Genomic DNA, 24,037 nt, shown 5'->3' with positions numbered 1-24,037 from the left:
CCGGTCACTCCTCCCGGCGCGTCTGGCTCCGGGGTCTCGACGCGGCCCACGCCCGGACCGTGTCGGCGTACCAGAACGGCTTGCCTGCTTCGACGTGGTCCGGGGGCGGCAGGAGCCCGTGCTTGCGGTAGGAGCGGACGGTGTCCGGCTGGACGCGGATGTGTGCGGCGATGTCCCTGTAGGACCAGAGCTGACGGTCTGTCATGAACTGCTGAACGACACCGCCCGACCGGGGGGAAGCGGCGGTTGATCACGTGTGACCGAAAGCCCGCGTACACGGGACATGCGTGACATAGGGGTGGTGTTTGTGACACGGCTGACAAAAAATGTCCGGAACGCGCGCCTCGAAGGGAGCGCGTTCCGGACACAGCGAACAGAAGACCCTTACGCCCCGCAGGACCGCAGGAACGCCCGCGTCCGCTGGGCGATCGGCAGCGGCTTGTCCGGCTCGCACGGGTACATGTCCTGCTCGACGATCGCGAACAGGTCGACGTCCAGCTTCCCGGCGGCCTCCAGGACGGGACCCAGCTCCGGCACCCCGGTCGGCGGCTCGCACATGACGCCCTGCGCGACGGCGGGCCCGAACGGCGTCCCCTTCGCGCGCACGTCGGCGAGGATCTCGGGGTCGACCTGCTTGAGGTGCAGGTACCCGATCCGCTCCCCGTACGTCTCGATCAGCTTGACGCTGTCGCCGCCGCAGTACGCGTAGTGCCCGGTGTCGAGGCACAGCGAGACCAGGGAGGAGTCCGTGCCGTCCAGGAACCGGACGACGTTCTCCTCGCTGTCGATGTGCGTGTCGGCGTGCGGGTGGACGACGATCTTCAGGCCGTACTCGTCCCGCACCCGCTCGCCGAGCCGCTCGGTCAGCGTGTTCAGGTTGCGCCACTGCTCCGGCGTCAGCGTGTCGGACTCCAGGACCTCGCCCGTCTTGTCGTCGCGCCAGAAGGACGGGATGACGACGAGGTGCTTCGCCCCCATGGCCTGCGCGAGCACCGCGTTGTCCGCGACGTGCGCCCAGGTCTTCTCCCAGACGGACTCGCCGTGGTGCAGCCCGGTGAAGACCGTGCCGGCCGACACCTTCAGGCCACGCTCGGCGACCTCGCGCGTCAGGACCGCGGGGTCGGTCGGCAGGTACCCGTACGGGCCCAGCTCGATCCACTCGTACCCGGACGCGGAGACCTCGTCGAGGAACCGCTGCCAGGGCACCTGGGCGGGGTCGTCCGGGAACCAGACGCCCCAGCTGTCGGGGGCCGAACCGATCCGGATACGGGAGAGTGAGGGGGATGAGGACAGCGTCGTCATGGGCGTCAGGGTGCGGTCTCCCCGCGAGAGGTGTCAAGACCTGGTCCGAATGTCTGGACAAAGTATTGACAGGGCTCGGAGGGCGAGGCTAGAAAACGGTTGCAGAGCCGATTGCCGTGGAGAGCCGACGCGAAGGGAACCCGATGGCGTACGACCTGATCACCATGGGACGGATCGGAGTGGACCTCTATCCGCTCCAGACGGGCGTCCCACTCCCACAGGTCACCTCGTTCGGGAAGTTCCTGGGCGGTTCGGCGACGAACGTCGCGGTCGCCGCGAGCCGCCTGGGCCGGCGTACGGCCGTGATCACCCGCACCGGCGACGACCCGTTCGGCACCTACCTCCACGAGGAGCTGCGCCGCTTCGGCGTCGACGACCGCTGGGTCACCCCGGTCGCCGGGCTCCCGACCCCGGTGACCTTCTGCGAGGTCTTCCCGCCGGACGACTTCCCCCTCTACTTCTACCGCCGCCCCAAGGCCCCGGACCTCGAACTCGACGCCCACGAACTGGACCTGACGGCCATTCAGGAAGCGCGCCTGTTCTGGGTCACCGGCACGGGACTCAGCGAGGAGCCCAGCCGTACGGCGACCCTCGCGGCGCTCGCCCATCGCGCGAAGGCCTCCGCGACGGTCTTCGACCTCGACTGGCGCCCCATGTTCTGGTCCGACCCGCAGGCCGCGCGGCCGTTCTACACCGAGGCGTTGAAGCACACGACCGTCGCCGTCGGGAACCTCGACGAGGTCGAGGTCGCGACCGGCGTCCGCGAACCCCGGGCCGCCGCACGGGCGTTGCTGGACGCGGGGGTCGAACTCGCCGTCGTCAAGCAGGGACCCAAGGGCGTCCTCGCGGTCAACAGCAAGGGCGAGGAGGCCGAGGTGCCGCCGCTGCCGGTGAGCGTCCTCAACGGCCTCGGCGCGGGCGACGCGTTCGGCGGCTCGCTCTGCCACGGGCTGCTCGAAGGCTGGGACCTGGAGAAGATCATGCGCCACGCCAACGCGGCCGGCGCGATCGTCGCCTCGCGCCTGGAGTGCAGCTCGGCGATGCCGACAACCGCCGAGATCGAGGCGGCCGTCGAGGCGGGCGAGGTCACGCCGGAGCTCTCGGGAGCGGCGGGAGCGGTTGTGCAAACGGTTGCTGAAACGGCCGCCACCTCCGACGCCGGCACCCCCTCCGCCACCGGCACCGCCTCCGACGCCGCCCGGGCGACCGGTGCCACCCCCGACACCCAGACCGGAGCCGGCCGATGAGCCCCGTAGCCGTGGACATCGGCGAGATCGTCCGCCTCCGCACCGAACGCCCTCAAGCGGTGGCCGAAGCGGCAGCGTCCCGCACCCGCCGCCCCCTCGTGAACGACACCGGCCGCCTGATGATCGTCGCGGCCGACCACCCCGCGCGCGGCGCCCTCGGCGTCGGCGGCGACAAGCTCGCCATGGCGAACCGCGCCGACCTCCTCGAACGGCTGTGCCTCGCGCTGAGCCGCCCCGGCGTGGACGGCGTCCTCGCGACCGCCGACATCCTCGACGACCTGCTGCTGCTCGGCGCCCTCGACGGCAAGGTCGTCATGGGCTCGATGAACCGCGGCGGCCTCCAGGGCTCGGTCTTCGAGATGGACGACCGCTTCACCGGCCACCGCGCCGAGGACATCGAGCGGTTGAACTTCGACGCCGGGAAACTCCTCCTGCGCATCGACTACGACGACCCCGGCTCCCTCACCACGCTGGAGACCACGGCCCGCGCGATCGACGACATGGCGGCCCGTCGACTCCCGCTGTTCGTCGAGCCGTTCATCAGCCGCCGGACCCCCGAGGGCAAGGTCGGGAACGACCTGTCGGCGGAGGCGGTGACCCGCTCGATCGCCATCGCCTCGGGCCTGGGCGGCACGTCGGCCTACACCTGGCTGAAGCTCCCCGTCACCGAGAACCCCGACGACATGGCCGAGGTCATGGAGACGTCCACGCTGCCCGCCGTGCTGCTCGGCGGCGAGGTCGGCGGTGACCAGGACGGCGCGTACGAGAAGTGGCGCGGCGCGCTCCAACTCCCCACCGTCCGGGGCCTGGTGGTCGGCCGCTCGCTGCTGTACCCGGCGGACGGGGACGTCGCCGCCGCCGTGGACACCGCCGTAGGACTGCTGTGAGGGCCGCATGAGCAACGACCTGTACGTACCCAAGGGCGCGTCCGCGCAAGGCGATTACGCGCTCCACATCGACCCGAAAAGCGCGGGGTGGGGCTACAGCGCCCTGCGTATCGTCGAGTTGGACCAAGGCGCCGCGCACACCTTCGACACCGGGGACACGGAGTGGATCGTGCTCCCCCTCGAAGGCGGATGTACCGTGCAAACAGAGGGAAAACAGTTCCAACTCCTGGGCAGGGAAAGCGTTTTCGCGGGGGTAACCGACTTCGCGTACGTTCCCCGGGACGCCCAGGCAACGATCGCCTCCGGTGCGGGAGGCCGCTTCGCCCTGGCAGGAGCGAAGTGCGAGCGACGACTCCCCGCCCGCTACGGCCCCGCACCGGAGGTCCCCCTCGAAGCACGCGGCAGCGGCAACCGCCTGCGCCACGTCCGCAACTTCGCCTCGGCCGACGCCTTCGACTGCGACAAGCTGATCGCCGTCGAGGTCATCACGCCCGGCGGCAACTGGTCCTCGTACCCGCCGCACAAGCACGACGAGCACCGGCCGGGCGAGGAAGCCGAGTTGGAGGAGATCTACTACTTCGAGATCGACGGCCCGCACGGCATCGGCTACCAGCGCGTGTCCCCCTCCCGCGAGGGCGGCGCGGACGTCCTGGCCGAGGTCCGCTCGGGTGACGCCGTCCTCGTACCCGACGGCTGGCACGGCCCGTCGATCGCGCAGCCCGGCCACGACATGTACTACCTGAACGTCATGGCCGGACCGGGGGAAACCCGCGAATGGCGGATCTGCTTCCACCCGGACCACACGGAGGGTTACCGATGACCACCAGGCTCACAGTGGCCCAGGCGCTCGTACGCTTCCTGGCCGCCCAGTACACCGAACGCGACGGACAGCGGCAGCGGCTGATCAGCGCGACCTGGGGCATCTTCGGCCACGGCAACGTCGCGGGCCTCGGCCAGGCCCTACTGGAGTACGACACCCGGATGCCGTACCTCCAGGGTCGTAACGAGCAGTCGATGGTCCACGCGGCCGTCGGCTACGCCCGCCAGTCGAACCGGCTCTCCGCCCACGCGGTGACGACGTCGATCGGCCCCGGCGCCACGAACCTCGTGACCGGCGCCGCCCTCGCGACGGTGAACCACCTCCCCGTCCTCCTCCTCCCGGGTGACATCTTCGCGACCCGCGTCGCCGACCCGGTCCTCCAGCAGCTCGAAGTCCTGTACGCGGGTGACGTGTCGGTGAACGACGCGCTGCGCCCGGTGTCGAAGTACTTCGACCGCGTCACCCGCCCCGAGGCCCTCATCCCGGCCGCCCTCCAGGCGATGCGCGTCCTCACGGACCCGGTGGAGACCGGCGCGGTCACCCTCGCGCTCCCGCAGGACGTGCAGGCCGAGGCGTACGACTGGCCGGACGAGTTCTTCGCCGACCGCGTGTGGACGGTACGCCGCCCCGGCGCCGACCCGGTCGAGCTGTCGGCGGCGATCGAGGCGGTCAAGGCGGCCCGGCGGCCCCTGATCGTCGCGGGCGGCGGCGTCCACCACAGCCGCGCGGAGGAGGCGCTCGCGTCCCTCGTGAGTACTACGGGTATCCCCGTGGCCTCCACGCAGGCCGGCAAGGGCTCCCTCTCCTACGACCACCCCCAGGACGTAGGCGGGATCGGCCACACCGGCACGGCCACCGCCGACGAACTCGCCCGCACCGCCGACCTGATCATCGGCGTCGGCACCCGCTACACCGACTTCACCACCGCCTCCAACACCCTCTTCGACGCGGACGCCCGCTTCCTCAACCTCAACATCGCGGGGTACGACGCCCACAAGCTCGCCGGCCTCCCGCTGGTGGCGGACGCGCGCAGTGCGTTGGCTCAGCTGGCCGTAGCCCTTGAGGACTACCGCGTTAGTACCGCCTACGTAGACGAGTACACGCAGGACAAGGAGCGCTGGGAGCAGCGCGTCGACGCGGCGTACGAGGCACCCGAGCAGGACGTCCGTCCCACTCAGCCTCAGGTACTAGGGGTACTGGACGCCCTCTCCGACGAGTCGGACATCGTCATCAACGCGGCCGGCTCCCTCCCCGGCGACCTGCACAAGCTGTGGCGGGCCCGCTCCAAGGACGGGTACCACCTGGAGTACGGGTACTCCTGCATGGGGTACGAGATCCCGGCGGCCATCGGCGTCAAGATCGCCGCTCCCGAGCGCAACGTGTGGGCGCTGGTCGGCGACGGCACGTACCTGATGATGCCGACCGAGATCGTCACCGCCGTACAGGAGGGCATCGCGATCAAGATGCTCCTCATCCAGAACCACGGGTACGCGTCCATCGGCGGCCTCTCCGAGGAGACCGGCGGCGAGCGGTACGGCACCGCCTACCGCTACCGCGCGTCCGACGGCACCTTCTCCGGTGCCCCCCTCCCCGTCGACCTCGCCGCGAACGTCGAGAGCCTCGGGATGCGCGTCCTGCGCGCCAAGACCGTCGGCGGACTGCGCGAGGCCCTCGCCGAGGCGCGCGCCGCCGACACCCCCACTTGTGTCTACGTCGAGACCGAAACGGCAGACACAGTGTCGGGAGCGCCCCCGGCGCAAGCCTGGTGGGATGTTCCCGTGGCCGAGACCGCGACCCGACCGTCCGCCGTCAAGGCCCGTGAGCAGTACGAACGGCACGTCGCCACCCGTCGCCGCCACCTCTGACAGTCAAAAGGAGCATCTGGTCATGACGAAGATCGTCAACCACTGGATCGGCGGCAAGACCGTCGAAGGCGCGTCGGGCACGTTCGGTCCGGTCACGGACCCGGCGACCGGCGCGGTCACCACGAAGGTCGCGTTCGCGACGGTCGACGAGGTCGACGCCGCCGTCGCCGCCGCCAAGGACGCGTTCACGAGCTGGGGTCAGTCCTCCCTCGCCAAGCGCACCGAGATCCTCTTCAAGTTCCGCGCGCTGCTCGACGCCAACCGCGACGCCATCGCCGAACTCATCACCGCCGAGCACGGCAAGGTCCACTCCGACGCGCTCGGCGAGGTCGCCCGGGGTCTGGAGATCGTCGACCTCGCGTGCGGGATCAACGTCCAGCTGAAGGGCGAGCTGTCCACGCAGGTCGCCAGCCGCGTCGACGTCGCGTCGATCCGCCAGCCGCTGGGCGTCGTCGCGGGGATCACCCCCTTCAACTTCCCGGCCATGGTGCCGATGTGGATGTTCCCCATCGCCATCGCGACCGGCAACACGTTCGTCCTCAAGCCGTCCGAGAAGGACCCGTCGGCGTCCCTCAAGATCGCGGAGTTGCTGGCCGAAGCGGGCCTCCCGGACGGCGTCTTCAACGTCGTACACGGCGACAAGGTGGCGGTGGACCGCCTGTTGGAGCACCCGGACGTCAAGGCCGTCTCCTTCGTCGGCTCGACCCCGATCGCCCGCTACATCCACACCACCGCCTCCGCAAACGGCAAGCGGGTCCAGGCACTTGGCGGCGCGAAGAACCACATGCTGGTCCTCCCGGACGCGGACCTCGACGCGGCGGCGGACGCGGCGGTCTCTGCGGCGTACGGCTCGGCAGGCGAGCGCTGCATGGCCATCTCCGCTGTCGTGGCGGTCGGTTCGATCGGTGACTCGCTCGTGGAGAAGATCCGCGAACGCGCCGAGAAGATCAAGATCGGCCCCGGCAACGACCCGACGTCCGAGATGGGCCCCCTCATCACCGCCGCGCACCGCGACAAGGTGGCGTCGTACGTGAAGGGTGCGGCTGCCGAGGGCGCCGAAGTAGTCCTGGACGGCAGCGACTTCACGGTCGAGGGCTTCGAGGACGGCCACTGGATCGGCATCTCGCTGCTGGACAAGGTCCCGACGACGGCGAAGGCGTACCAGGACGAGATCTTCGGCCCGGTCCTGACGGTCCTGCGCGTAGACACGTACGACGAGGGCATCGCTCTCATCAACGCGTCCCCCTTCGGCAACGGCACCGCGATCTTCACGCGTGACGGCGGCGCGGCCCGCCGCTTCCAACTGGAGGTCGAGGCAGGGATGGTGGGCGTGAACGTCCCGATCCCGGTGCCGGTCGGCTACCACAGCTTCGGCGGCTGGAAGGACTCCCTCTTCGGGGACCACCACATCTACGGCAACGACGGCACGCACTTCTACACCCGCGGCAAGGTCATCACGACCCGCTGGCCGGACCCGTCGGAGGGCCCGTCGGGCGTGGACTTGGGCTTCCCGCGCAACCACTGAGCCGTAGCTGGTAGCTGAACGACGCCCCGCTCCCCCCTACTTGGGGTCGAGCGGGGCGTCGTCGTCCCCTCGTAGTCGTCGTCCCCCACCCCGAGCCGCCGCCCCCGCGACTCGCAAGCACTCCGACAACCGCTTCCCCGCGAACCGCACCTCCAGGAGGGGCGAGTTGGGGTCGTCCAGCACGCTCTTGGCGTGCCCCAGCACTTCGACGGCGGTCTCCATCCGCATCGCCTCCATCTCATCGGCGAGCCGAGTGACGTGCCCCTTGCCGCTGGGGTCGGGGGAGAGGTAGCAGGGCCGGCCGTCGAGGGTGGTCCAGGGAAGCAGGCGGAGTTTGGGGTCCATGGGGGTGCCTCCGGGTATGGGGGGATTGACTGTTTGTGCCTCCATGGTTGCGGTCTGTCCTTCGGCCAGTTGGCGGCCATCGTCAAGTACAGCAAACCGCACGTCTACGGCGTGGAGATGGGGACGCGTCCGCCGCTGCCGCCGATCTCCGAGAAGTTCGACGCGACGTTCGGGACCGGGGTGCTGTTCCAGGGGATGTACGCGGCGATCCTGCGGGAGAGACCCCTGAAGCGGTTCGACCACTGCCTTGCGCTGGAGGCGAAGGCGGTCAGGATCCAGGCGTACGGCGCGACCCTCGTGCCAGGGCTGCTCCAAACCGAGGCGTACATGCGGGCGTTGTTCCTCCGCGACCACCCGACGGCGGCGCCCGAGGAGGTCGACCGTTTCATCGCGAAACGCCTGAGCCGACAGGAGATCCTGCACGGCGACACCCGCCCCGAGTACTGGGCGGTCCTGGACGAGGCTGTGCTCCGGCGCGCGGTGGGCGGACCGGAGGTGATGCGTGAGCAACTCGCCGCGCTCCTGGCCCTGGTGGACACACCGCGTACGAGGGCATGAACGGCACCCTCATCCTGCTCACGCTCCCCGACAACTCCGTCACCGTCTACCAGGAGGCGTCCGGCATCGGGGAGAGCTTCGACGATCGCGGTACCGTGCGGCGCCGCCACCGGCTCCAACACGGTCGGTGTCCCCTGGGGCACCTCGGACGCCATCAGCGTGCGGTCCGCCGAGCGCGGCAGCATGACGATGGGACTGCCCACGGCGACCCAGCCGCGCGGTGTCGCGCTCAACGGCAGTGTCGTGTACGTCAGCCCTGACGGCCCTGACGGCCCTGTCGACACGGTGGCCCAGCCGACGCTGGAGGGCGGAGTCCGCACCTTCCAGGTCATCAAGAACGCCACCGCGCCGCACGAGTACACCTCCGCGATGAAGCTGCCGACCGGCGCGCCCCTCACCCCCTCCGACGGCGGCACCGTCCTGGTCTCCTCCGGCACGGACGAGAACACGGTGGTCCACGGCCTCATCGACGCACCGTGGGCTCGTGACGCCAACGGCGAGGCGGTGCCCACGTCGTACCGCGTCGAGGGCGACAGGCTCGTCCAGACCGTCGACCTCGACGCCGCCACGGCCTTCCCGGTGGTGGTCGACCCCAAGCTGACCCTGGGGCTCGGCATCTACTTCAACGCCACGAGCGCGGAATGGAAGGCGTACGGCATGGCCGCGACCACGGCCGGCTGGGGCGGCTGGCCCCGCCAAGCTCGCGGGGATCGGCAAGATGGTCTGCGGCGCCGCGGGGCTCAACGCCTGGAAGAACCTCGTCAACTGGCTCAAGAAGATCAAGAACTGGAACCTGGCCGCGGGCGGCTGCTACCAGATCAAGCTCTGGGGGTCGGCCAAACTGACCAAGGTCAGCAAGAAGAACTGCCGATGACGACCGCTGCCGAAGAGGTTCCCTCATGATCATGCGCACTCCGTGGTGGCTGAACCTGATCGCCCTCGCCGCGGCGATCGCGCCCTGCGTCGCCTTCGGCCTCCCCTGGTACGTCGCGGCGGTGGCAGCCCTGGCCACGGGTACGGTCGCGGACCGCGCCTGGCAGGCGGTGCTCCGGCGCCGCGAACGCGACTGAGTGATCCCCCTCCGGTGTACCGCGCCTGCGGTACACCGGAGTTCGCCGTACGCCCCAAGGAGGGCCCCCACCTCGCCCCACGGTCGACAGCTCTTTGTCAGACTCACCCCGTACCGTTGACGCATGGATCATCGACTGCCGCGACGGCACGCGAACCGGGGCCGCACATGAGGTGGGGGCCGCCCGGGCGGAGGCGGATGTTGGCCGGAGCGGCGGCCGTGGTGGTGCTGGCAGGTGCCGGTACGTGGACGGCGGTGGCGTCGGACAGTAAACCGCCGGTGCAAGAGGCGGACCGCGTCATGGACGTGGACGGCGTCAAGCTGGACACGTCGTATTTCATCACCAAGGGTGACAAGAAGCGCCCCGCCGTCCTGCTGGCCCACGGCTTCGGCGGCAGCAAGGACGACCTCAAGGACCAGGCCGAAGACCTCGCCCGCGACGGGTACGCGGTCCTCACCTGGTCCGCGCGCGGCTTCGGCAAGTCCACCGGCAAGATCGGGCTGAACGACCCGAACGCCGAGGTCAAGGACGTCTCCAAGCTGATCGACTGGCTCGCGAAACAGCCGCAGGTCGAGCTGGACAAGAACAACGACCCGCGTGTGGGCATAGCGGGCGGCTCGTACGGCGGCGCGATCTCCCTGCTGGCCGCCGGTCATGACAGCCGGGTCGACGCGATAGCCCCCTCCATCACGTACTGGAACCTCGCCGACGCCCTGTTCCCCGACGGCGTGTTCAAGAAACTCTGGACCGGCGTCTTCTTCAACACGGCGGGCGGCTGCGCGAAGTTCGAGCCGGCGCTGTGCGAGATGTACGACAGGGTCGCGGAATCCGGCGTCCCGGACGCACAGGCGAGAAAGCTCCTCGAAGAGCGGTCGCCCTCGGCCGTCGGCACCCGCATCAAGGTCCCCACGCTCCTGCTCCAGGGCCAGACGGACTCCCTGTTCACGCTCGCGCAGTCGGACCAGGCCCAGAAGGCGATCAAGGCGAACGGCGCCCCCGTGGACGTCGACTGGATCGCGGGCGGCCACGACGGCGGCAACCTGGAGTCGGACCGCGTCCAGTCCCGCGTCAAGAACTGGTTCGACCGCTACCTGAAGGACGACAAGGCGGCGGACACGGGCCCGGCGTTCCGCGTCACCCGCACGGGCGGCATCGACTCCACGGACGGCGCGGCCCAGCTGAGGGGCGCGAGCGCGGATACGTACCCGGGCCTCGGCAACGACACCAGGAACATCCAGCTCACCGGCGAAGAACAGACGTTCACGAACCCGCCCGGCGCCAACCCGCCCGCGATCTCCGCGCTCCCGGGCCTCGGCGCGGGCAGCGGCGGCCTGGCCCAGCTCTCCTCCCTGGGCGTCGGCCTCTCCCTGGATTTCCCGGGCCAGTACGCGGCGTTCACGTCCCAACCGGTCCGTGACGACCTCCGCATCACCGGCTCCCCGACAGTCACCGTCCACGTCAAGTCCACGAGCGCCGAAGCCGTCCTCTTCGCGAAGGTGTACGACGTCAGCGCGGACGGCCGCACCCAGGTCCTCCCCTCCCAACTGGTCACCCCGATCCGCGTGGCCGGCGCGAAGGACGGCCAGGACGTCAAGATCACCCTCCCCGCGATCGACCGCAGGATCGAGCAGGGCCACAGCCTCCGCCTGGTCCTCGCCTCGACGGACCTGGGCTACGCCTCCCCGGCGGCAGCGGCGTCGTACACGGTCTCCCTGGCCGACAAGAACCTGACCGTCCCGACGGACCCGGCCCTCGACAGCACGGCGTCGACCCTCCCCGCCTGGGTCTGGTGGCTCCCCCTCGCGGGCGCGGGCATCGCCGCCGCCCTGCTCCTCACGGCCCGCCGCCGCACGGCGACCCCGGCGCCGGAGGCAGAACTCCAGGACGTACCCCTCCAGATCACCGGCCTGACGAAGAAGTACAAGGGCGGCGACCGCTACAGCGTCAAGGACCTGAGCTTCACTGTGGAGAAGGGCCAGGTCCTGGGCCTGCTCGGCCCGAACGGCGCCGGGAAGACGACCACGCTGCGCATGCTGATGGGCCTCATCAGGCCCGACGACGGCGAGATCCGCGTCTTCGGGCACGCGATCCGCCCGGGCGCGCCGGTCCTCTCCCGGGTCGGCTCGTTCGTCGAGGGCGCCGGGTTCCTCCCGCACCTGTCGGGCCGCGAGAACCTGGAGCTGTACTGGCAGGCCACCGGCCGCCCGGCCGAGGACGCGCACATGGAGGAGGCCCTGGAGATCGCGGGCCTCGGCGACGCGCTCGCCCGCGCGGTGCGCACGTACTCGCAGGGCATGCGCCAGCGCCTCGCCATCGCCCAGGCCATGCTGGGCCTGCCGGACCTGCTGATCCTCGACGAGCCGACGAACGGCCTCGACCCGCCGCAGATCCGCGAGATGCGCGAGGTGATGATCCGGTACGCGGCCCAGGGCCGCACGGTCATCGTCTCCAGCCACCTCCTGTCCGAGGTCGAGCAGTCCTGCACGCACCTCGTGGTCATGGACCGGGGGCAGCTCGTGCAGGCGGGCCGGGTCGCCGAGATCGTCGGCTCCGGGGACACGCTCCTGGTCGGCACGGCGACACCGGTCGACGAGCCGATCGTCGAGAAGCTCGCGGCCCTGCCCGGCATCGTCTCGGCGACGCGGGCTGACGGCGGCATCCTGGTCCGCCTCGGCCCGGGCGGCACGGCGAACCGCCTGATCACCGAGTTGGTCCGGCTCGACGTACCGGTGGAGTCCGTCGGCCCGCACCGCCGCCTGGAGGACGCCTTCCTCACCCTGATCGGAGGTACCGCATGAGCACGCTCACCGAGACGGCCTCCGGCTACCGGGCGGCCAAGACCCTGCCGCTGAGGGTGGAGTTCGCCCGCCAGCTCAAGCGCCGCCGCACGCTGATCATGGGCGGCATCCTGGCCGCCCTGCCGTTCGTCCTGTGGATCGCGTTCATGATCGGCGGCACACCGGACGGCCGCGACGGCCAGATCACGCTGATGGACACGGCGACGGCCTCGGGCGCCAACTTCGCGGCCGTGAACCTCTTCGTGTCGGCCGGCTTCCTCCTGGTCATCCCGGTCGCCCTGTTCTGCGGGGACACGGTCGCCTCCGAGGCCGGCTGGTCCTCCCTGCGCTACCTCCTCGCCGCGCCGGTCCCCAGGGCCCGGCTCCTGTGGTCGAAGCTGGTCGTCGGCCTCGGCCTCAGCCTCGCCGCGATGGTCCTGCTCCCGCTGGTCGCCCTCGCGGTCGGCACAGCCGCGTACGGCTGGGGCTCGCTGGACCTCCCGACGGGCGGCGCGCTCGCGCCGGGCACGGCGGCGCAGCGGCTGCTGATCGTCGTCGCGTACATCTTCGTCTCCCAACTGGTCACCGCCGGGCTCGCGTTCTGGCTCTCGACCAGGACGGACGCCCCGCTCGGCGCGGTCGGCGGCGCGGTCGGCCTGACGATCGTCGGCAACGTCCTGGACCAGGTCACCGCGCTCGGCGACTGGCGCGACTTCCTCCCCGCGCACTGGCAGTACGCCTGGGCGGACGCGGTCCAGCCGACCCCGGAGTGGGCGGGCATGGCGCAGGGCGCGTCGGTGTCGGTGACGTACGCGGTGATTCTCTTCGCGCTGGCGTTCAGAGGTTTCGCCCGGAAGGACGTGGTCTCTTGACCAACTCCCTCTTGGCCAACCTCTGGCCTCAGAAGGCTACGCACGAGTAAGTTGCCCTCACTTCCAGCCAGTTGAAGTCAGGGGAGCCGTCATGGGCGTACGCAGGGACCTCAGGAAAGCCAAGCGGCGCACCGACCTCGCGGCCCGTACCGCCCTGGACCTGGTCCGGGACGGCACCGGCACGGTCCGCGAGGCGGCGGTCCCCTCCCTCACGGCCCCCCTGACGACCGGCAGCATGGCGGACCTGCCGTACAAGAACGCCGCCGAGGCCCCCGCCGACGTGATCCTCCGCCGCCGCGACTCCGCGGGAACCTGGCGCCCGATCACCGCGACGGAGTTCGCCGCCGAGGTCACCGCCGTCGCGAAGGGCCTGATCGCGGCCGGCGTCGAACCCGGCGGCCGGGTCGCGGTGATGTCGAGGACCCGGTACGAGTGGACGGTCCTCGACTTCGCGATCTGGTCCGCGGGCGGCGTCACCGTCCCCGTCTACGCGACCTCCTCCGCCGAACAGGTCGAGTGGATCGTCCAGGACTCCGGCGCCCGGCACGTCATCACCGAGAACCCCGCGAACACCGCCACGGTCGTGAAGGCCACCACCGGCCGCGACCCCCGCCTCTGGGAGCTGGACGCGGGCGCGCTCGCCGACCTCAAGAACCTCGGCCGCGAGGTGGACGACGACGAGGTCGTCAAGCGCCGCAGGGAACTCACCCCCGACGCCACCGCGACCATCTGCTACACCTCAGGTACGACGGGACGACCCAAGGGCTGCGTCCTCACCCACACCAACCTCCACGAGGAGGCGGGCAACGTCCTCGAACTCCTCCACCCCGTCTTCAAGGCGGTCACCGGCCGCACCGCCTCCACCCTCCTCTTCCTCCCCCTCGCGCACATCATGGGCCGCGTCCTCCAGATCGCCTGCCTCACCGGCCGCATCGAGGTCGGCCACTTCCCGAGCGTGAAACCCGACGAACTCCGCCCGGCCCTCAAGGAGTTCAGACCCACCTTCCTCGTAGGCGTCCCCTACCTCTTCGAGCGCATCCACGACACCGGCCGCGCCACCGCCGAGAAGATCGGCCGAGGCGCCTCCTTCGACCGCGCCGAACGCATCGGCGTCAGGTTCGCAGAGGCGTACCTCGCCAAGTTCCTGAACCAGACCCCCAAGGGCCCCGGTCTCAAGCTGTACGCCGCCTGGGCCCTGTACGACGTACTGGTCTACCGCCGTATCCGCAAGGAACTCGGTGGCCGCCTCAACTACGCGATCAGCGGCGGCAGTCCGCTCGACCGCACCCTCAACCTCTTCTTCCAGGCCGCCGGGATCATCGTCTACGAGGGGTACGGGCTGACGGAGACGACGGCCGCCGCGACGATGATCCCGCCGCTGGAACCCCGCCCCGGCACGGTCGGCCGCCCGGTCCCCGGCACCGCGATCCGCATCGCCGACGACGGCGAGGTCCTGATCAAGGGCGGCGCGGTGTTCCGCGCCTACTGGAACAACCCCGAGGCGACCCAAGAGGTCCTGAAAGACGGCTGGTTCGAGACCGGCGACCTCGGCGCGCTCGACGACGACGGCTACCTCACCATCACCGGCCGGAAAAAGGATCTCCTCGTCACCTCCGGCGGCAAGAACGTCTCCCCGGCCGTCCTGGAGGACCGCCTCCGCAGCCGCGCCCCCGTCGGCCAGTGCCTGGTCGTCGGCGACAACCGCGCCTTCATCGCCGCGCTGATCACCCTCGACCCGGACGCGGTCGCCCACTGGCTCGCCGTACGGGGGCTCCCCGCCGACACCCCGTTCGAGCGGATCGCCGCCGACCCGAGGATGCGCGAGACCGTCCAACAGGCCGTCGACTACGCCAACCAGGCCGTCTCCCGCGCCGAGTCGATCCGCGAATTCACGCTGGTGGAAGGCGAGTTCACCGAGGCGAACGGGATGCTGACGCCGTCCCTGAAGGTGAAGCGGGACGTAGTACTCCAGGCGTACGCGGAGCACGTCGAGGCGATCTACCGCAAGAAATGACGGACGGCGGGCCACCGGGAAGACCGGTGACCCGCCGTACGACGGGAGCGGGACGGCTCAGCCGTTGGCCGCGCCGTTGCCCGACAGGGCGGAGATGTCGTCCAGGATGTGCGACAGCGGCTCGTCACCCTTGGCCTGGGTGGAGTTCTCGACACACTGCTGGTTCTGCGGCGCCGACAGGACGTTGATGTCCTGGACGGCGATCGGCACGAGGCCGACGATCGAACCGGCGTTGATCTTCGCCGGCAGACCGATGCAGGGCTTGTTGAGCGAGCCCTGGACCAGCGAGAGCTGCGGGCTCATGTCGCCGAAGGTGGCGGAGTTGCCGAACTCCTGCGAGGCGCCGTTGCCGCTGGCGGAGGTGGTCCCGCTGTCGTCACCGATGGCCAGCGCCTGAGGCGCGGCACCGGCGGCGATACCGGCTACGGACGCGGCTACAGCGGCGGTTGCCCACAGCTTCTTCATGGTTCTTGTTCCCTTCGAAAAGCGGACTCCGGGGGAGGAGCTGCGTGATCGAGAACGGTCGGTCCCCGCCTGAGGTTGCGCAGGATGACCCGTTCGGCGCAGCGCACTACCTGCACGCGTACGCGCTCCCGCGCACCGGCACCGGCGCCCCCACCAGACTCGGCGGGTCCTTCGGCCGCGGATTCGCCCGCTTAGCCAGCAGTGGCTGGTCCTTGGCGAGCTTCGAGAACACCGCCCGCGCCTTCTTCCCGTCCCACGCGAGCGTCGAACCGACGTCCCTGCGCACGGGGTTGAAACCGGCGATCGGCACGGTCGTGAACTCCGTCGCCCCCACCGGCACCTTGCGCAACTCACCGGCCAGCCGCACGAGTTGTTCGGCCGCCCCGAACCCCTGCGGCCCCGAACCCAGCAGCGTGCGCGCCCACTTGACGGTACGCACCGGGTCGGCGAGCAGCCTACGCGCCTGGAGCCCGCGCAACGCCTGCACCAGGAACCGCTGTTGACGCTGGATACGGCCGAGGTCGGCGCTGTTGTCGAAGTGCCGCGAACGCACGTACTGAAGCGCCGGACCACCGCGCAGCCGGTGCTTGCCGGGCCGCAGATCCATCTTGGTCGCGGAGTCCCTGAGCCGCCGGGGCGTGCACACCTCGACACCGCCGACCTGGTCCACGGTGTCCATGAAGCGCCGGAAGTCCACCTGGAGGTACGTGTCGATCCGTACGCCCGTCAGCGCCGCCACCGTCTTCACCGCCAGCTCCGGACCGCCTTCCTGGTAGGCGGAGTTGAGCTTCGCGGGGTGCGCGCGGCGGGTACGGCCCGCGTCGTCGCGGTACGCCGGGATCGTCGCGAGCGAGTCGCGGGGCAGGCCGACGACGCTGACCCGGTCCCGGCGGGCCGAGAGGTGCACCAGCATCATCGCGTCGGAGCAGCCGCAGGGCTCGCCGCCCGCGTGGAAGCGGCGCTTCTCGGCGGCCGTGATGGTGTCCCGCTCGTCGGTGCCGAGGATGAGGATGTTGAGGGGGCGGCGGGGCGCGGAGTGCGCGGCGGGGAGGGCGGCGCCGGCGAGGAGGGTGCCGGCGGTGGTGAGGACGACGGCCGTGCAGGCGAGGCGGCGCCGGGACGGCCGTAGGAGTGGCGAAAGGTTTCTCTCTGCTGGGTTCGATGCTCTGTCGCTCGTCACGCGGCGCACCGTAAGCAAAACGGGCCGCCGGAAGACCGGCGGCCCGCTGCGGTGGGGCGGAAATCAGCCCCTGGGCTCAGCGAAGTGAACCCGTTCGACGGCTCAGTGGTTGGCCGCGCCGTTGCCCGCGAGGACCGAGATGTCGTCGAGGATGTGCGACAGCGGCTCGTCGCCCTTGGCCTGCGTCGAGTTCTCGACACACTGCTGGTTCTGCGGGGAGGACAGGACGTTGATGTCCTGGACCGCGATCGGCACGAGGCCGACGATCGAACCGGCGTTGACCTTGGCGGGCAGGCCGATGCAGGGCTTGTTCAGCGAACCCTGGATCAGGGCCATCTGCGGGCTCATGTTGCCGTAGGTCGCCGAGTTGCCGAACGCCTGGGAGGCGCCGTTGCCGCTCGCGGAGGTCGTGCCGTGGTCGTTGCCGATGGCGAGGGCCGGGCCGGCGCCCGCGCCGACGACGGACGCGGCGACAGCGGCAGCGGCGAGTACCTTCTTGATCACGTGAGTAAGTCCCTTCTGGAGAAACCCCGTCCACCGGAGTGCGCTGATCAACCGACGAAAGGGCCTCACGGTTTCCCTCATTCACCCGTACGGCTCAAGACCGGCGTGTCGGAAAACCGATCGGGTGACGTGCCGCAACCAATTCCCGTGTCCGCTGTTGTGTCGGGGGCAGGCACATGGTCCCGGCTCCACGGCCGGGATCGGGAAAGAGAAGAGAGCGAAATGCTGAAGAAGGCAATGGCCGTGGCGGCGGTAGCCGCGTCCGTCGTCGGCGCGAGCGCGGCGGTGGCCCCCCAGGCGCTTGCCATCGGGGACGACAGCGGGACCACCTCGGCCAGCGGCAACGGCGCGCAGTCCGCGTTCGGCAACTCGGTGACCAAGGGCGACATGAGCCCCCAGGCCACCCTGGTCCAGGGCTCGGTCAACAAGCTCTGCGCCGGCGTGCCGCTGAAGGCCAACGTCGGTTCCGTCGTCGGCGTGGTGCCGATCGCCGTCCAGGACATCCCGATCCTGTCGGCCCCGCAGAACCAGCAGTGCGTCGAGAACTCGACGCAGGCCAAGGGCGACGAGCCGCTGTCGCACATCCTGAGCGATATCTCGGCGCTCTCGGGCAACGGCGTCTCCAACGGCTGACGTCCGCCGGTGTGGCGCGTCCGGGCGGTCCGTTCTGCGTGCGGGCCGTCCGGGCGTTTCTGTGTGACACGCCGTCAATTCGCTTTACTTCCTTGTGGAGAGGGGTTGCGAAGAATCGTTCTGTCACTCCGAAGTGCTGATTGTATGAATGCGTTCGAGTGAATTCCCGTTCGGCCCATGTTGCTCAGTTTCTTTCGCTGTCTATCTCTCGTTTGCAGCCTGTAGGTCATGGGAGGCATGACCACGGAGAAGGGATAGACATGAAGAAGAGCGCTGCTGTCATCGCGGGTCTGGTACTGGCCCTCGGCGGTGCGGTTCCGGCCTTCGCGGACGCGGGCGCCGAGGGTGCGGCCATCGGTTCGCCGGGTGTCCTCTCCGGCAACGTCGTCCAGATCCCGGTGCACGTCCCGGTCAACGTCTGCGGCAACACGGTCAACGTGATCGCGGGCCTGAACCCGGCGTTCGGCAACACCTGCGTCAACGACTGACGTATCCGTCACACCAGGCTGAACGGCTTGGTCGAAGGCCGGCCTTGGACACCTGCCCAACGTTCCGAGGCCGGCCTTCGGCACTCTCGCGCCAGTCGTGGCCCTCGTCGAGTCCGTTCACGCCGAGTCCAGCATTCATGGCAGTTCGAGCAGGAAGACAACGAGATTGCGACAGACCCTGAGCAGGGGAATGGTCGCGGCGGCTGCCGCGACGAGCATTCTGTCCCTGTGCGGCAGCCCGGCGTTCGCCGACTCGCACACCAGCGGCACCACGACCGGCTCGCCCGGTGTCCTGTCCGGCAACAACGTCGAGGTCCCTGTCGACGTACCGGTCAACGCGTGCGGCAACACGGCCGACGCGGCAGCCGGCTTCAACCCGACCTTCGGCAACTCCTGCGGGTCCTATCCGGGGGTGGCTCAGAAGTATGCCGGGTACGGGGCGGACGATGACGACGAGTCGTACGGGGGGTACGGGTCCTACGGCGGCGATCACGGGTACGGGGTCGACGACTCCGACGACTCCGACGACGACTCGGGGTACGGGACCGGGCAGCCGCCCGGCGGCGGTGACCAGCCCCCGTCGGGGCACGACCAGCCCCCGGGCGGGGGTGACCAGCCGCCGACCGGCAACGACCAGCCGCCCGGCGGGGACGTCTGCGACAACCCCGGGGACGTGATCGGCGGGCCGGACTCCAACGGCGAGACGTGCGAGCAGCCGCCCGGCGGTGGCGACCAACCCCCGACGGGGAACGACCAGCCCCCGGGCGGTGGCGACCAGCCGCCCACTGGCAATGACCAGCCTCCGGGTGGCGGTGATCAGCCTCCGACGGGCAACGACCAGCCCCCCACGGGCAACGACCAGCCGCCCACGGGCAACGATCAGCCTCCGACGGGCAACGATCAGCCTCCGACGGGCGACGACCAGCCCCCCACGGGGAACGACCAGCCGCCCACGGGCAACGATCAGCCTCCGACGGGCAACGATCAGCCGCCCACCGGCAACGACCAGCCCCCCGCCAAGCCGCCCGTCCTGGCCCACACCGGTACGAGCGACCTGCTCGCCGCCGCGGGTTTCAGCGCCGCGATGATCGCGGGCGGCGCCGTTCTCTACCGACGTGGCAGGGCCGCTGCCCGTCGGTGACGAACCCCTCGCACAACCTTGGTGCCGGACGCTCCTCGAAGCGGCCGGCACCCGCGTTTCGGGGCCCAACCGGCCCTGGGATCAACGCCGTACGGTGTCCGCCGCGCCGCGTTCCCCGCTCCGCCCCGGCGCCGGGACCGCCCCGCCGGGCACCCCGGTGCGCAGCCGGCGCCGTACGCCTCGTACGAGGGTGCCGGACGTGAAGGTCGCGCCGTGCACGAAGCGCATCGCGGGGCCGAAGCCGGAGGCGGTGACCAGGCCGGCCAGGAAGAGGCCGGGCCAGGAGGACTCGAACTCCCGTCCCACGGAAGGGGATCCGTCGGCCGCTTCGGCGAGGGCACCGCGCAACTCGGGGGAGAGGAGGGCGAGTCGGTCGCGGGTGGCCTTGAAGCCGGTGGCCGCGATGACGTGGTCGGTCTCGATGGACCGGGTGCGGCCGGAGGTGTTGGAGACCTCCAACGTGAGCTTCTCGGCGGCTGGTTCGGTCTTCTTGGACCTCACCTTGCCTTTGCCGGCAGCAGAGTTCGTCAACTTCCCCTCCGCCGCCGTGACTTCGTGGCCCAGCAGGACCTCCACCACCCCCTCCACCCGGTCCCGTACCCACCAAGCCCCCGCCGGGCCAAGGGCGTCGGCGGCGATCCGGGCCCTGGTCTCCTCCGGCAGGCGCCGGTACCAGCCGGCCCGCTCGGAGTAGAACCAGTTCCGCCACCCGCAGCCCAGCCCGCTGTGCGGCGAGCGCAGGGACTGCCACCAGGGCCGCTCCCAGGGCGGCGGGACGTCGTTCCAGTCGAGCCGGTCCGCGCGCGCCAGCACCCGTACCTTCGTGCCCTGTTCGACCAGGAGCGCGGCGGTCTCCAGGGCCGCCTGGCCGCCGCCGATGACGGTGACGTCGCGGCCCCGGAAGCGGTCGAGGGAGCTGTGGTGGCTGCTGTGGGTGACGAGGCCGGGGGAGGCGCCGTGCAGCGCGGCGGGGATCTCCACGAACGGCATGACGCCGACCGCGAGGGCGACCGTACGGGCGTGGACGGTCTCCCCGTCGTCGGTCACCGCCTCGAAGCCGCCGGGGTGCGGGGAGATCCGGACGATGGTCCGCTCATCCACCTCGGGGACGGCGTTGCGGGCGAACCACAGGCCGTACTCGGCGAACATCTCCACCGGGATCGGCTCGCCGTGCCGCACGGAGACGCCGCGCTTGTCGCCGTACACGTCGAGGCGCCAGCGCGCGGCGGGGTCGGACAGGTTGGACGCCCACGGCTCCGACTTGAGGAACATGCCGCGCGGCATGTGGTCGCGCCAGGACGCCATGGGCCGGCCGAAGACGCGCAGGCTCAGCCCGGCGGACGCGGCGTGGGACGCGATGGACAGGCCGTACGGGCCCGCACCCACCACCAGCAGATCGAACATCAGCAACTGCTCGCTTTCGAGTCGTCGGTCGGAGGAGTGTTCGCAGGGGTGTGGGGGGAGGCCGAGGGGGAGGCCGTCGTACCCGTGAGACCTGGGAGTGACGCCGGACGGGCGTCCCCCTGAGGTAGCCCGGTACGGGATACCGGCGGTGAGGGCGACTGCCGTACGACCCGGAGGCGTACCCCAGGACGCCTCATACCCCCCGTACCGCCGGACCCCGGGGCCGTCCACCGCAGGCGCTGGGCGAGCCGGGTCGCGACGTGGCGGCACCACAGGCCCCACATGGCGTGGCCCGGGGCGGGGTCGTCGGGGGCGTACCAGGCGAGTTCGCGGCCGTGCGGGGCGGGGCGCAGGGCGGTGAGGGGGGCGTAGTTCTCGACGACGAAGGCGCGGCCGGGGCGGGGGGTGCCCGGCGGAAGGGTGCGGTGGGTGAGGTCGAGGTGCTGGGCGCGGACGACGTCGAGGCCCGCCGCGTCGGTGAAGAGGCGGAACTGGGCGCCGGGGCGGGGGTTGAAGTCGAGGAGGTGGTAGCGGCCGGTGGCGGCGCAGCGCCGGAAGTCGAGGTCGAGGATGCCCCGGTAGCCGAGGTCGCCGGTGAGGCGCTCGGCGAGCGAGGTCACGGTGGCGTTCGGCGCCCACTCGCCGACGGCCGTGAGCCCGGCGCCGCGCGGCCAGGACAGCAGCTTGCGGCCGGGCCCGCCCGCGCGGACGGCGCCGGCGCGGTCGGCGTACCCGTGGAAGAACCAGTCCAGGCCCGTGCCGGGCGCCAGGAACTCCTGGAGCAGCAGGCGGCAGCCCGCTTCCTCGGTACGGAGATACAGCTCGCGCGCCTCCTGGGGGGAGCGCAGGACGACCGTGCTGCGCAGTCCGCTCCCGTCGGGCAGCAGCCACGGCCTGCTCCACTTCGCGACCACCGGCAGGCCCAGGCGCCACGCGGCCTGCGCCGCCTGTGCCTCGCTCTCCGGGACGACCGTCTCGGGATGCGGGACGCCCGTCGCCCGGCACAGCCGCGCCAGCTCGGCCTTGTCCGCGACCCGTCCGGGCAGCTCGCCGGGCTGCTGCGGCAGCAGGTACGCGGGCGCCAGCTCCGCGCGCAGCCGGCTCACCGCGACCGCGCCCGCGTCGTCCATCGGGATCAGCACGGCGGGCCGCTCCACACGCGCCGCGACCCGCAGCAGCACGGCCGCGATCTCCGCGTCGGCGGCCCCGGGCAGCGGCGGCGGATGCAGCTGCCGTACGAACCGGGAGTGGCGTACGGGGCTTCCCGCCACGTCCGCGACGAGGTGGACCTCGACCCCGGCGCGGCCGAGCGAGCGCACGGCACCCAGCGTTCCGTGGTGAAAAGGATTCCGGTCGATCCGCAGCAGCACTGCGGGGACGCGGGTGTCGAGCAGGGGCACGGGCATTCCTTCGGTTCGTTCACCGATGCGGGCGAGTGGACCACTCGAAAGCCGTAACGGCGGTGGCGTACTTCCTTTTCGTATGACTTACATGTGACTGTCTGTCAGGAATTCCTGACGCTGTCATAACGCGCGAATGGCGCGGTCATCACGCGTGTGAGTGGAGAAAGGAGCAGGCATGGCCCCACGAAAGCGACGCGCCCGGTCCCGGCGGCTGGCCGTCGTCGCGACGGCAGTCGTCGTATCGGCCGCCCTGGCCTCCGGTCCTGGTTTCGCCGCGAGTGCGGGGGTGGTGCAGCGCGCCGATCCTCCCGCTCCCGCGTGGTGGGAGCGCGACGGGTGGTGGGGGGACGACGAGGAGGGCACGCCCCCCGTCGAGAGCCCGGCGCCGGCCCCCGTACCCGTAGACCCCGTAGTACCTCCGAAGGACCCGGCGGCCCCCGCCAAGAAGTACCCCGCCTTCGGCGCCTACCTCGACTACGGCCCCCGGGGCGTGTCCCGGATGGCCGAGCTGAGCCGGTGGCTCGGCGGGTCGGAGCTGAAGGTCGGCCACACCTACCTGCCGGGCGACCGGTGGAGCAACATCGAGGGCGCCCCCGGCTTCCTCGACGTGTGGGCGGACTGGCGGCGCGAGAAGGACGACCGGATGTTCGTCCTCAACGTGCCGATGCTGGAGCGCAACGAGGAGGGCGTCTCCGACACCGAGGTGCGCCGGCTGCTGCGGCAGGGCGCCGCCGGACAGTTCGACCACCACTACAAGGCCCTCGCCGAACGCCTCGTCGCCCTGAAGGTGCCGGACACGGTGATCGTGCTCGGCTGGGAGATGAACGGCACGACGTACACCCATCGGTGCGGCCCCGACCCGCAGACGTGGAAGACGTACTGGAACAGGATCGTCACCACCATGCGTTCGGTGCCGGGCCAGCAGTTCAAGTTCGACTTCACGCCGAGCCGGGGCCGGGACGCCGTTCCGTGGACCGAGTGCTACCCCGGTGACGACACGGTCGACATCGTCGGAATGGACTCGTACGACCAGCCGACCGGCCGGACGTTCGACGAACAGGTGACGGAGCCCTACGGCCTTCAGAGCCACGTGGATTTCGCGAAATCCCACAACAAGGCCATCTCCTATCCGGAATGGGGACTCTTCCGCAACGGCGACAACCCGGAGTACATGCGGCGCATGCTCGCCTGGATGGACGAGCACAAACCGCTGTACAACACCGTCACCGACTACTGCCCGCACGGCGTGTGGCAGTGCGGATCGAACCCGCGCTCCTCCGAGGTCTACCGGTCGATGCTGTCCGGCCGGATCGACGAGCCGGTCACCCCGGTCGAGCCGCCGGTCACGCCGCCGGTCACGCCTCCGGTGACACCCCCGGTGGAGCCCCCTGTGGTGCCTCCGGTGGACCCGCGGCCGGACTGCTCGCCGGTCGACCTCGGCAGCTGGGTCGAGCACTGGCTCGGCGGGAAGCTCTGCCTGAAGTTCGACTGGTTCTCCCGCAACCGGTGACCCGGCCGGTGGCGGCGGGCTCACACG

23 protein-coding genes are annotated in these 24,037 nt (G+C 70.6%); 15 read left to right on the top strand and 8 right to left on the bottom strand.

Annotation, left to right across the window (positions count from 1 at the left end; genetic code table 11):
• Positions 1–4 precede the first annotated feature (4 nt).
• Both PV682_RS18655 and PV682_RS18650 read right to left on the bottom strand, forming a co-directional pair.
• Positions 5–205 (bottom strand): helix-turn-helix transcriptional regulator, encoded by a 201-nt coding sequence (locus tag PV682_RS18655; RefSeq protein WP_319731196.1) that lies wholly within the window; start codon positions 203–205, stop codon positions 5–7.
• Positions 206–384: 179 nt separating this feature from the next.
• Positions 385–1,302 carry a sugar phosphate isomerase/epimerase family protein gene (locus tag PV682_RS18650; protein WP_055720025.1) on the bottom strand — a complete coding sequence of 306 codons (918 nt, stop codon included), beginning with the start codon at positions 1,300–1,302 and terminating at the stop codon, positions 385–387.
• Positions 1,303–1,445: 143 nt separating this feature from the next.
• On the opposite strand from PV682_RS18650, the gene iolC reads away from it, so the two are divergent.
• From iolC to mmsA, 5 genes are read left to right on the top strand one after another with little or no spacing between them, the layout of a single operon-like run.
• On the top strand, positions 1,446–2,549 hold the full coding sequence (gene iolC, locus PV682_RS18645; protein WP_319731192.1) for a 5-dehydro-2-deoxygluconokinase: 1,104 nt from the start codon (positions 1,446–1,448) through the stop codon (positions 2,547–2,549).
• Entirely contained in the window at positions 2,546–3,436 is an 891-nt protein-coding gene (locus PV682_RS18640) for a Cgl0159 family (beta/alpha)8-fold protein (RefSeq protein WP_319731190.1), read from the top strand. The genes iolC and PV682_RS18640 overlap by 4 nt, the downstream gene beginning before the upstream one ends.
• A 7-nt stretch (positions 3,437–3,443) precedes the next feature.
• The gene (iolB, locus tag PV682_RS18635; protein ID WP_319731188.1) at positions 3,444–4,256 is read left to right on the top strand and encodes a 5-deoxy-glucuronate isomerase; all 813 of its coding nucleotides are present in this window, start codon (positions 3,444–3,446) and stop codon (positions 4,254–4,256) included.
• Positions 4,253–6,121 (top strand): 3D-(3,5/4)-trihydroxycyclohexane-1,2-dione acylhydrolase (decyclizing), encoded by a 1,869-nt coding sequence (gene iolD, locus PV682_RS18630; RefSeq protein WP_319731186.1) that lies wholly within the window; start codon positions 4,253–4,255, stop codon positions 6,119–6,121. The genes iolB and iolD overlap by 4 nt, the downstream gene beginning before the upstream one ends.
• Positions 6,122–6,143: 22 nt before the next feature.
• Positions 6,144–7,646, top strand: coding sequence for a CoA-acylating methylmalonate-semialdehyde dehydrogenase (gene mmsA / locus PV682_RS18625; protein WP_319731184.1), 1,503 nt, complete (start codon positions 6,144–6,146; stop codon positions 7,644–7,646).
• Positions 7,647–7,682: 36 nt separating this feature from the next.
• On the opposite strand, the gene PV682_RS18620 is transcribed toward mmsA, so the two are convergent.
• Positions 7,683–7,991: a hypothetical protein gene (locus PV682_RS18620; protein WP_319731181.1), complete on the bottom strand. Its 309-nt coding sequence runs from the start codon at positions 7,989–7,991 to the stop codon at positions 7,683–7,685.
• Positions 7,992–8,024: 33 nt separating this feature from the next.
• On the opposite strand from PV682_RS18620, the gene PV682_RS18615 reads away from it, so the two are divergent.
• The 6 genes from PV682_RS18615 (at position 8,025) to PV682_RS18590 (ending at position 15,282) form a co-directional block, all read left to right on the top strand.
• On the top strand, positions 8,025–8,549 hold the full coding sequence (locus tag PV682_RS18615) for a DUF5753 domain-containing protein (protein ID WP_319731179.1): 525 nt from the start codon (positions 8,025–8,027) through the stop codon (positions 8,547–8,549).
• Between the two features lie 159 nt (positions 8,550–8,708).
• On the top strand, positions 8,709–9,452 hold the full coding sequence (locus PV682_RS18610; RefSeq protein ID WP_319731177.1) for a hypothetical protein: 744 nt from the start codon (positions 8,709–8,711) through the stop codon (positions 9,450–9,452).
• Between the two features lie 2 nt (positions 9,453–9,454).
• Positions 9,455–9,619 carry a hypothetical protein gene (locus PV682_RS18605; protein WP_319731175.1) on the top strand — a complete coding sequence of 55 codons (165 nt, stop codon included), beginning with the start codon at positions 9,455–9,457 and terminating at the stop codon, positions 9,617–9,619.
• A 197-nt stretch (positions 9,620–9,816) separates the two neighbouring features.
• Entirely contained in the window at positions 9,817–12,417 is a 2,601-nt protein-coding gene (locus PV682_RS18600) for a CocE/NonD family hydrolase (protein ID WP_319731173.1), read from the top strand.
• A complete protein-coding gene (locus PV682_RS18595; protein ID WP_319731171.1) occupies positions 12,414–13,268 on the top strand; it encodes an ABC transporter permease in 855 nt (284 codons plus the stop codon). The genes PV682_RS18600 and PV682_RS18595 overlap by 4 nt, the downstream gene beginning before the upstream one ends.
• Positions 13,269–13,359: 91 nt before the next feature.
• Positions 13,360–15,282 (top strand): AMP-dependent synthetase/ligase, encoded by a 1,923-nt coding sequence (locus tag PV682_RS18590; protein ID WP_319731169.1) that lies wholly within the window; start codon positions 13,360–13,362, stop codon positions 15,280–15,282.
• Between the two features lie 57 nt (positions 15,283–15,339).
• On the opposite strand, the gene PV682_RS18585 is transcribed toward PV682_RS18590, so the two are convergent.
• From PV682_RS18585 to PV682_RS18575, 3 genes are all read right to left on the bottom strand, one after another.
• Positions 15,340–15,747: a rodlin gene (locus PV682_RS18585; RefSeq protein ID WP_010355662.1), complete on the bottom strand. Its 408-nt coding sequence runs from the start codon at positions 15,745–15,747 to the stop codon at positions 15,340–15,342.
• 106 nt (positions 15,748–15,853) lie between these two features.
• Positions 15,854–16,927, bottom strand: coding sequence for an LCP family protein (locus PV682_RS18580; RefSeq protein ID WP_319731166.1), 1,074 nt, complete (start codon positions 16,925–16,927; stop codon positions 15,854–15,856).
• A 102-nt stretch (positions 16,928–17,029) separates the two neighbouring features.
• Positions 17,030–17,431, bottom strand: coding sequence for a rodlin (locus PV682_RS18575; RefSeq protein ID WP_055722897.1), 402 nt, complete (start codon positions 17,429–17,431; stop codon positions 17,030–17,032).
• A 222-nt stretch (positions 17,432–17,653) separates the two neighbouring features.
• On the opposite strand from PV682_RS18575, the gene PV682_RS18570 reads away from it, so the two are divergent.
• From PV682_RS18570 to PV682_RS18560, 3 genes are all read left to right on the top strand, one after another.
• Positions 17,654–18,064, top strand: coding sequence for a rodlin (locus tag PV682_RS18570; RefSeq protein WP_055722898.1), 411 nt, complete (start codon positions 17,654–17,656; stop codon positions 18,062–18,064).
• Between the two features lie 260 nt (positions 18,065–18,324).
• Positions 18,325–18,552: a chaplin gene (locus tag PV682_RS18565; RefSeq protein ID WP_109362607.1), complete on the top strand. Its 228-nt coding sequence runs from the start codon at positions 18,325–18,327 to the stop codon at positions 18,550–18,552.
• A 166-nt stretch (positions 18,553–18,718) separates the two neighbouring features.
• Positions 18,719–19,693, top strand: a complete 975-nt coding sequence (locus PV682_RS18560; RefSeq protein ID WP_319731165.1) for a chaplin — start codon at positions 18,719–18,721, stop codon at positions 19,691–19,693.
• Positions 19,694–19,774: 81 nt separating this feature from the next.
• On the opposite strand, the gene PV682_RS18555 is transcribed toward PV682_RS18560, so the two are convergent.
• Both PV682_RS18555 and PV682_RS18550 read right to left on the bottom strand, forming a co-directional pair.
• On the bottom strand, positions 19,775–21,097 hold the full coding sequence (locus tag PV682_RS18555) for an NAD(P)/FAD-dependent oxidoreductase (protein ID WP_319731162.1): 1,323 nt from the start codon (positions 21,095–21,097) through the stop codon (positions 19,775–19,777).
• Positions 21,097–22,503 (bottom strand): carboxylate--amine ligase, encoded by a 1,407-nt coding sequence (locus PV682_RS18550; protein ID WP_319731160.1) that lies wholly within the window; start codon positions 22,501–22,503, stop codon positions 21,097–21,099. Before PV682_RS18550 ends, PV682_RS18555 begins: the two co-directional genes overlap by 1 nt.
• A 172-nt stretch (positions 22,504–22,675) precedes the next feature.
• Between PV682_RS18550 and PV682_RS18545 the strand changes: the two genes are divergently transcribed.
• Positions 22,676–24,010 (top strand): glycoside hydrolase family 26 protein, encoded by a 1,335-nt coding sequence (locus PV682_RS18545; RefSeq protein WP_319731158.1) that lies wholly within the window; start codon positions 22,676–22,678, stop codon positions 24,008–24,010.
• The last annotated feature ends 27 nt before the right edge of the window (positions 24,011–24,037 follow it).

This window comes from Streptomyces niveiscabiei (genome assembly GCF_033794345.1).
Classification (GTDB): domain Bacteria; phylum Actinomycetota; class Actinomycetes; order Streptomycetales; family Streptomycetaceae; genus Streptomyces; species Streptomyces niveiscabiei.
The sequence above is the reverse complement of the archived record's forward strand: the minus strand, read 5'-3'. Positions and strand labels throughout refer to the sequence as shown.

Coding starts and splice junctions, on each gene's coding strand:
- mmsA (WP_319731184.1), top strand. CDS start 6,144: ATGACGAAGATCGTCAACCACTGGATCGGCGGCAAGACCGTCGAAGGC.
- PV682_RS18585 (WP_010355662.1), bottom strand. CDS start 15,747: ATGAAGAAGCTGTGGGCAACCGCCGCTGTAGCCGCGTCCGTAGCCGGT.
- PV682_RS18655 (WP_319731196.1), bottom strand. CDS start 205: ATGACAGACCGTCAGCTCTGGTCCTACAGGGACATCGCCGCACACATC.
- PV682_RS18555 (WP_319731162.1), bottom strand. CDS start 21,097: ATGTTCGATCTGCTGGTGGTGGGTGCGGGCCCGTACGGCCTGTCCATC.
- PV682_RS18595 (WP_319731171.1), top strand. CDS start 12,414: ATGAGCACGCTCACCGAGACGGCCTCCGGCTACCGGGCGGCCAAGACC.
- PV682_RS18600 (WP_319731173.1), top strand. CDS start 9,817: ATGTTGGCCGGAGCGGCGGCCGTGGTGGTGCTGGCAGGTGCCGGTACG.
- iolD (WP_319731186.1), top strand. CDS start 4,253: ATGACCACCAGGCTCACAGTGGCCCAGGCGCTCGTACGCTTCCTGGCC.
- PV682_RS18650 (WP_055720025.1), bottom strand. CDS start 1,302: ATGACGACGCTGTCCTCATCCCCCTCACTCTCCCGTATCCGGATCGGT.
- PV682_RS18620 (WP_319731181.1), bottom strand. CDS start 7,991: ATGGACCCCAAACTCCGCCTGCTTCCCTGGACCACCCTCGACGGCCGG.
- iolC (WP_319731192.1), top strand. CDS start 1,446: ATGGCGTACGACCTGATCACCATGGGACGGATCGGAGTGGACCTCTAT.
- PV682_RS18590 (WP_319731169.1), top strand. CDS start 13,360: ATGGGCGTACGCAGGGACCTCAGGAAAGCCAAGCGGCGCACCGACCTC.
- PV682_RS18545 (WP_319731158.1), top strand. CDS start 22,676: ATGGCCCCACGAAAGCGACGCGCCCGGTCCCGGCGGCTGGCCGTCGTC.
- PV682_RS18605 (WP_319731175.1), top strand. CDS start 9,455: ATGCGCACTCCGTGGTGGCTGAACCTGATCGCCCTCGCCGCGGCGATC.
- PV682_RS18570 (WP_055722898.1), top strand. CDS start 17,654: ATGCTGAAGAAGGCAATGGCCGTGGCGGCGGTAGCCGCGTCCGTCGTC.
- PV682_RS18550 (WP_319731160.1), bottom strand. CDS start 22,503: ATGCCCGTGCCCCTGCTCGACACCCGCGTCCCCGCAGTGCTGCTGCGG.
- PV682_RS18565 (WP_109362607.1), top strand. CDS start 18,325: ATGAAGAAGAGCGCTGCTGTCATCGCGGGTCTGGTACTGGCCCTCGGC.
- PV682_RS18640 (WP_319731190.1), top strand. CDS start 2,546: ATGAGCCCCGTAGCCGTGGACATCGGCGAGATCGTCCGCCTCCGCACC.
- iolB (WP_319731188.1), top strand. CDS start 3,444: ATGAGCAACGACCTGTACGTACCCAAGGGCGCGTCCGCGCAAGGCGAT.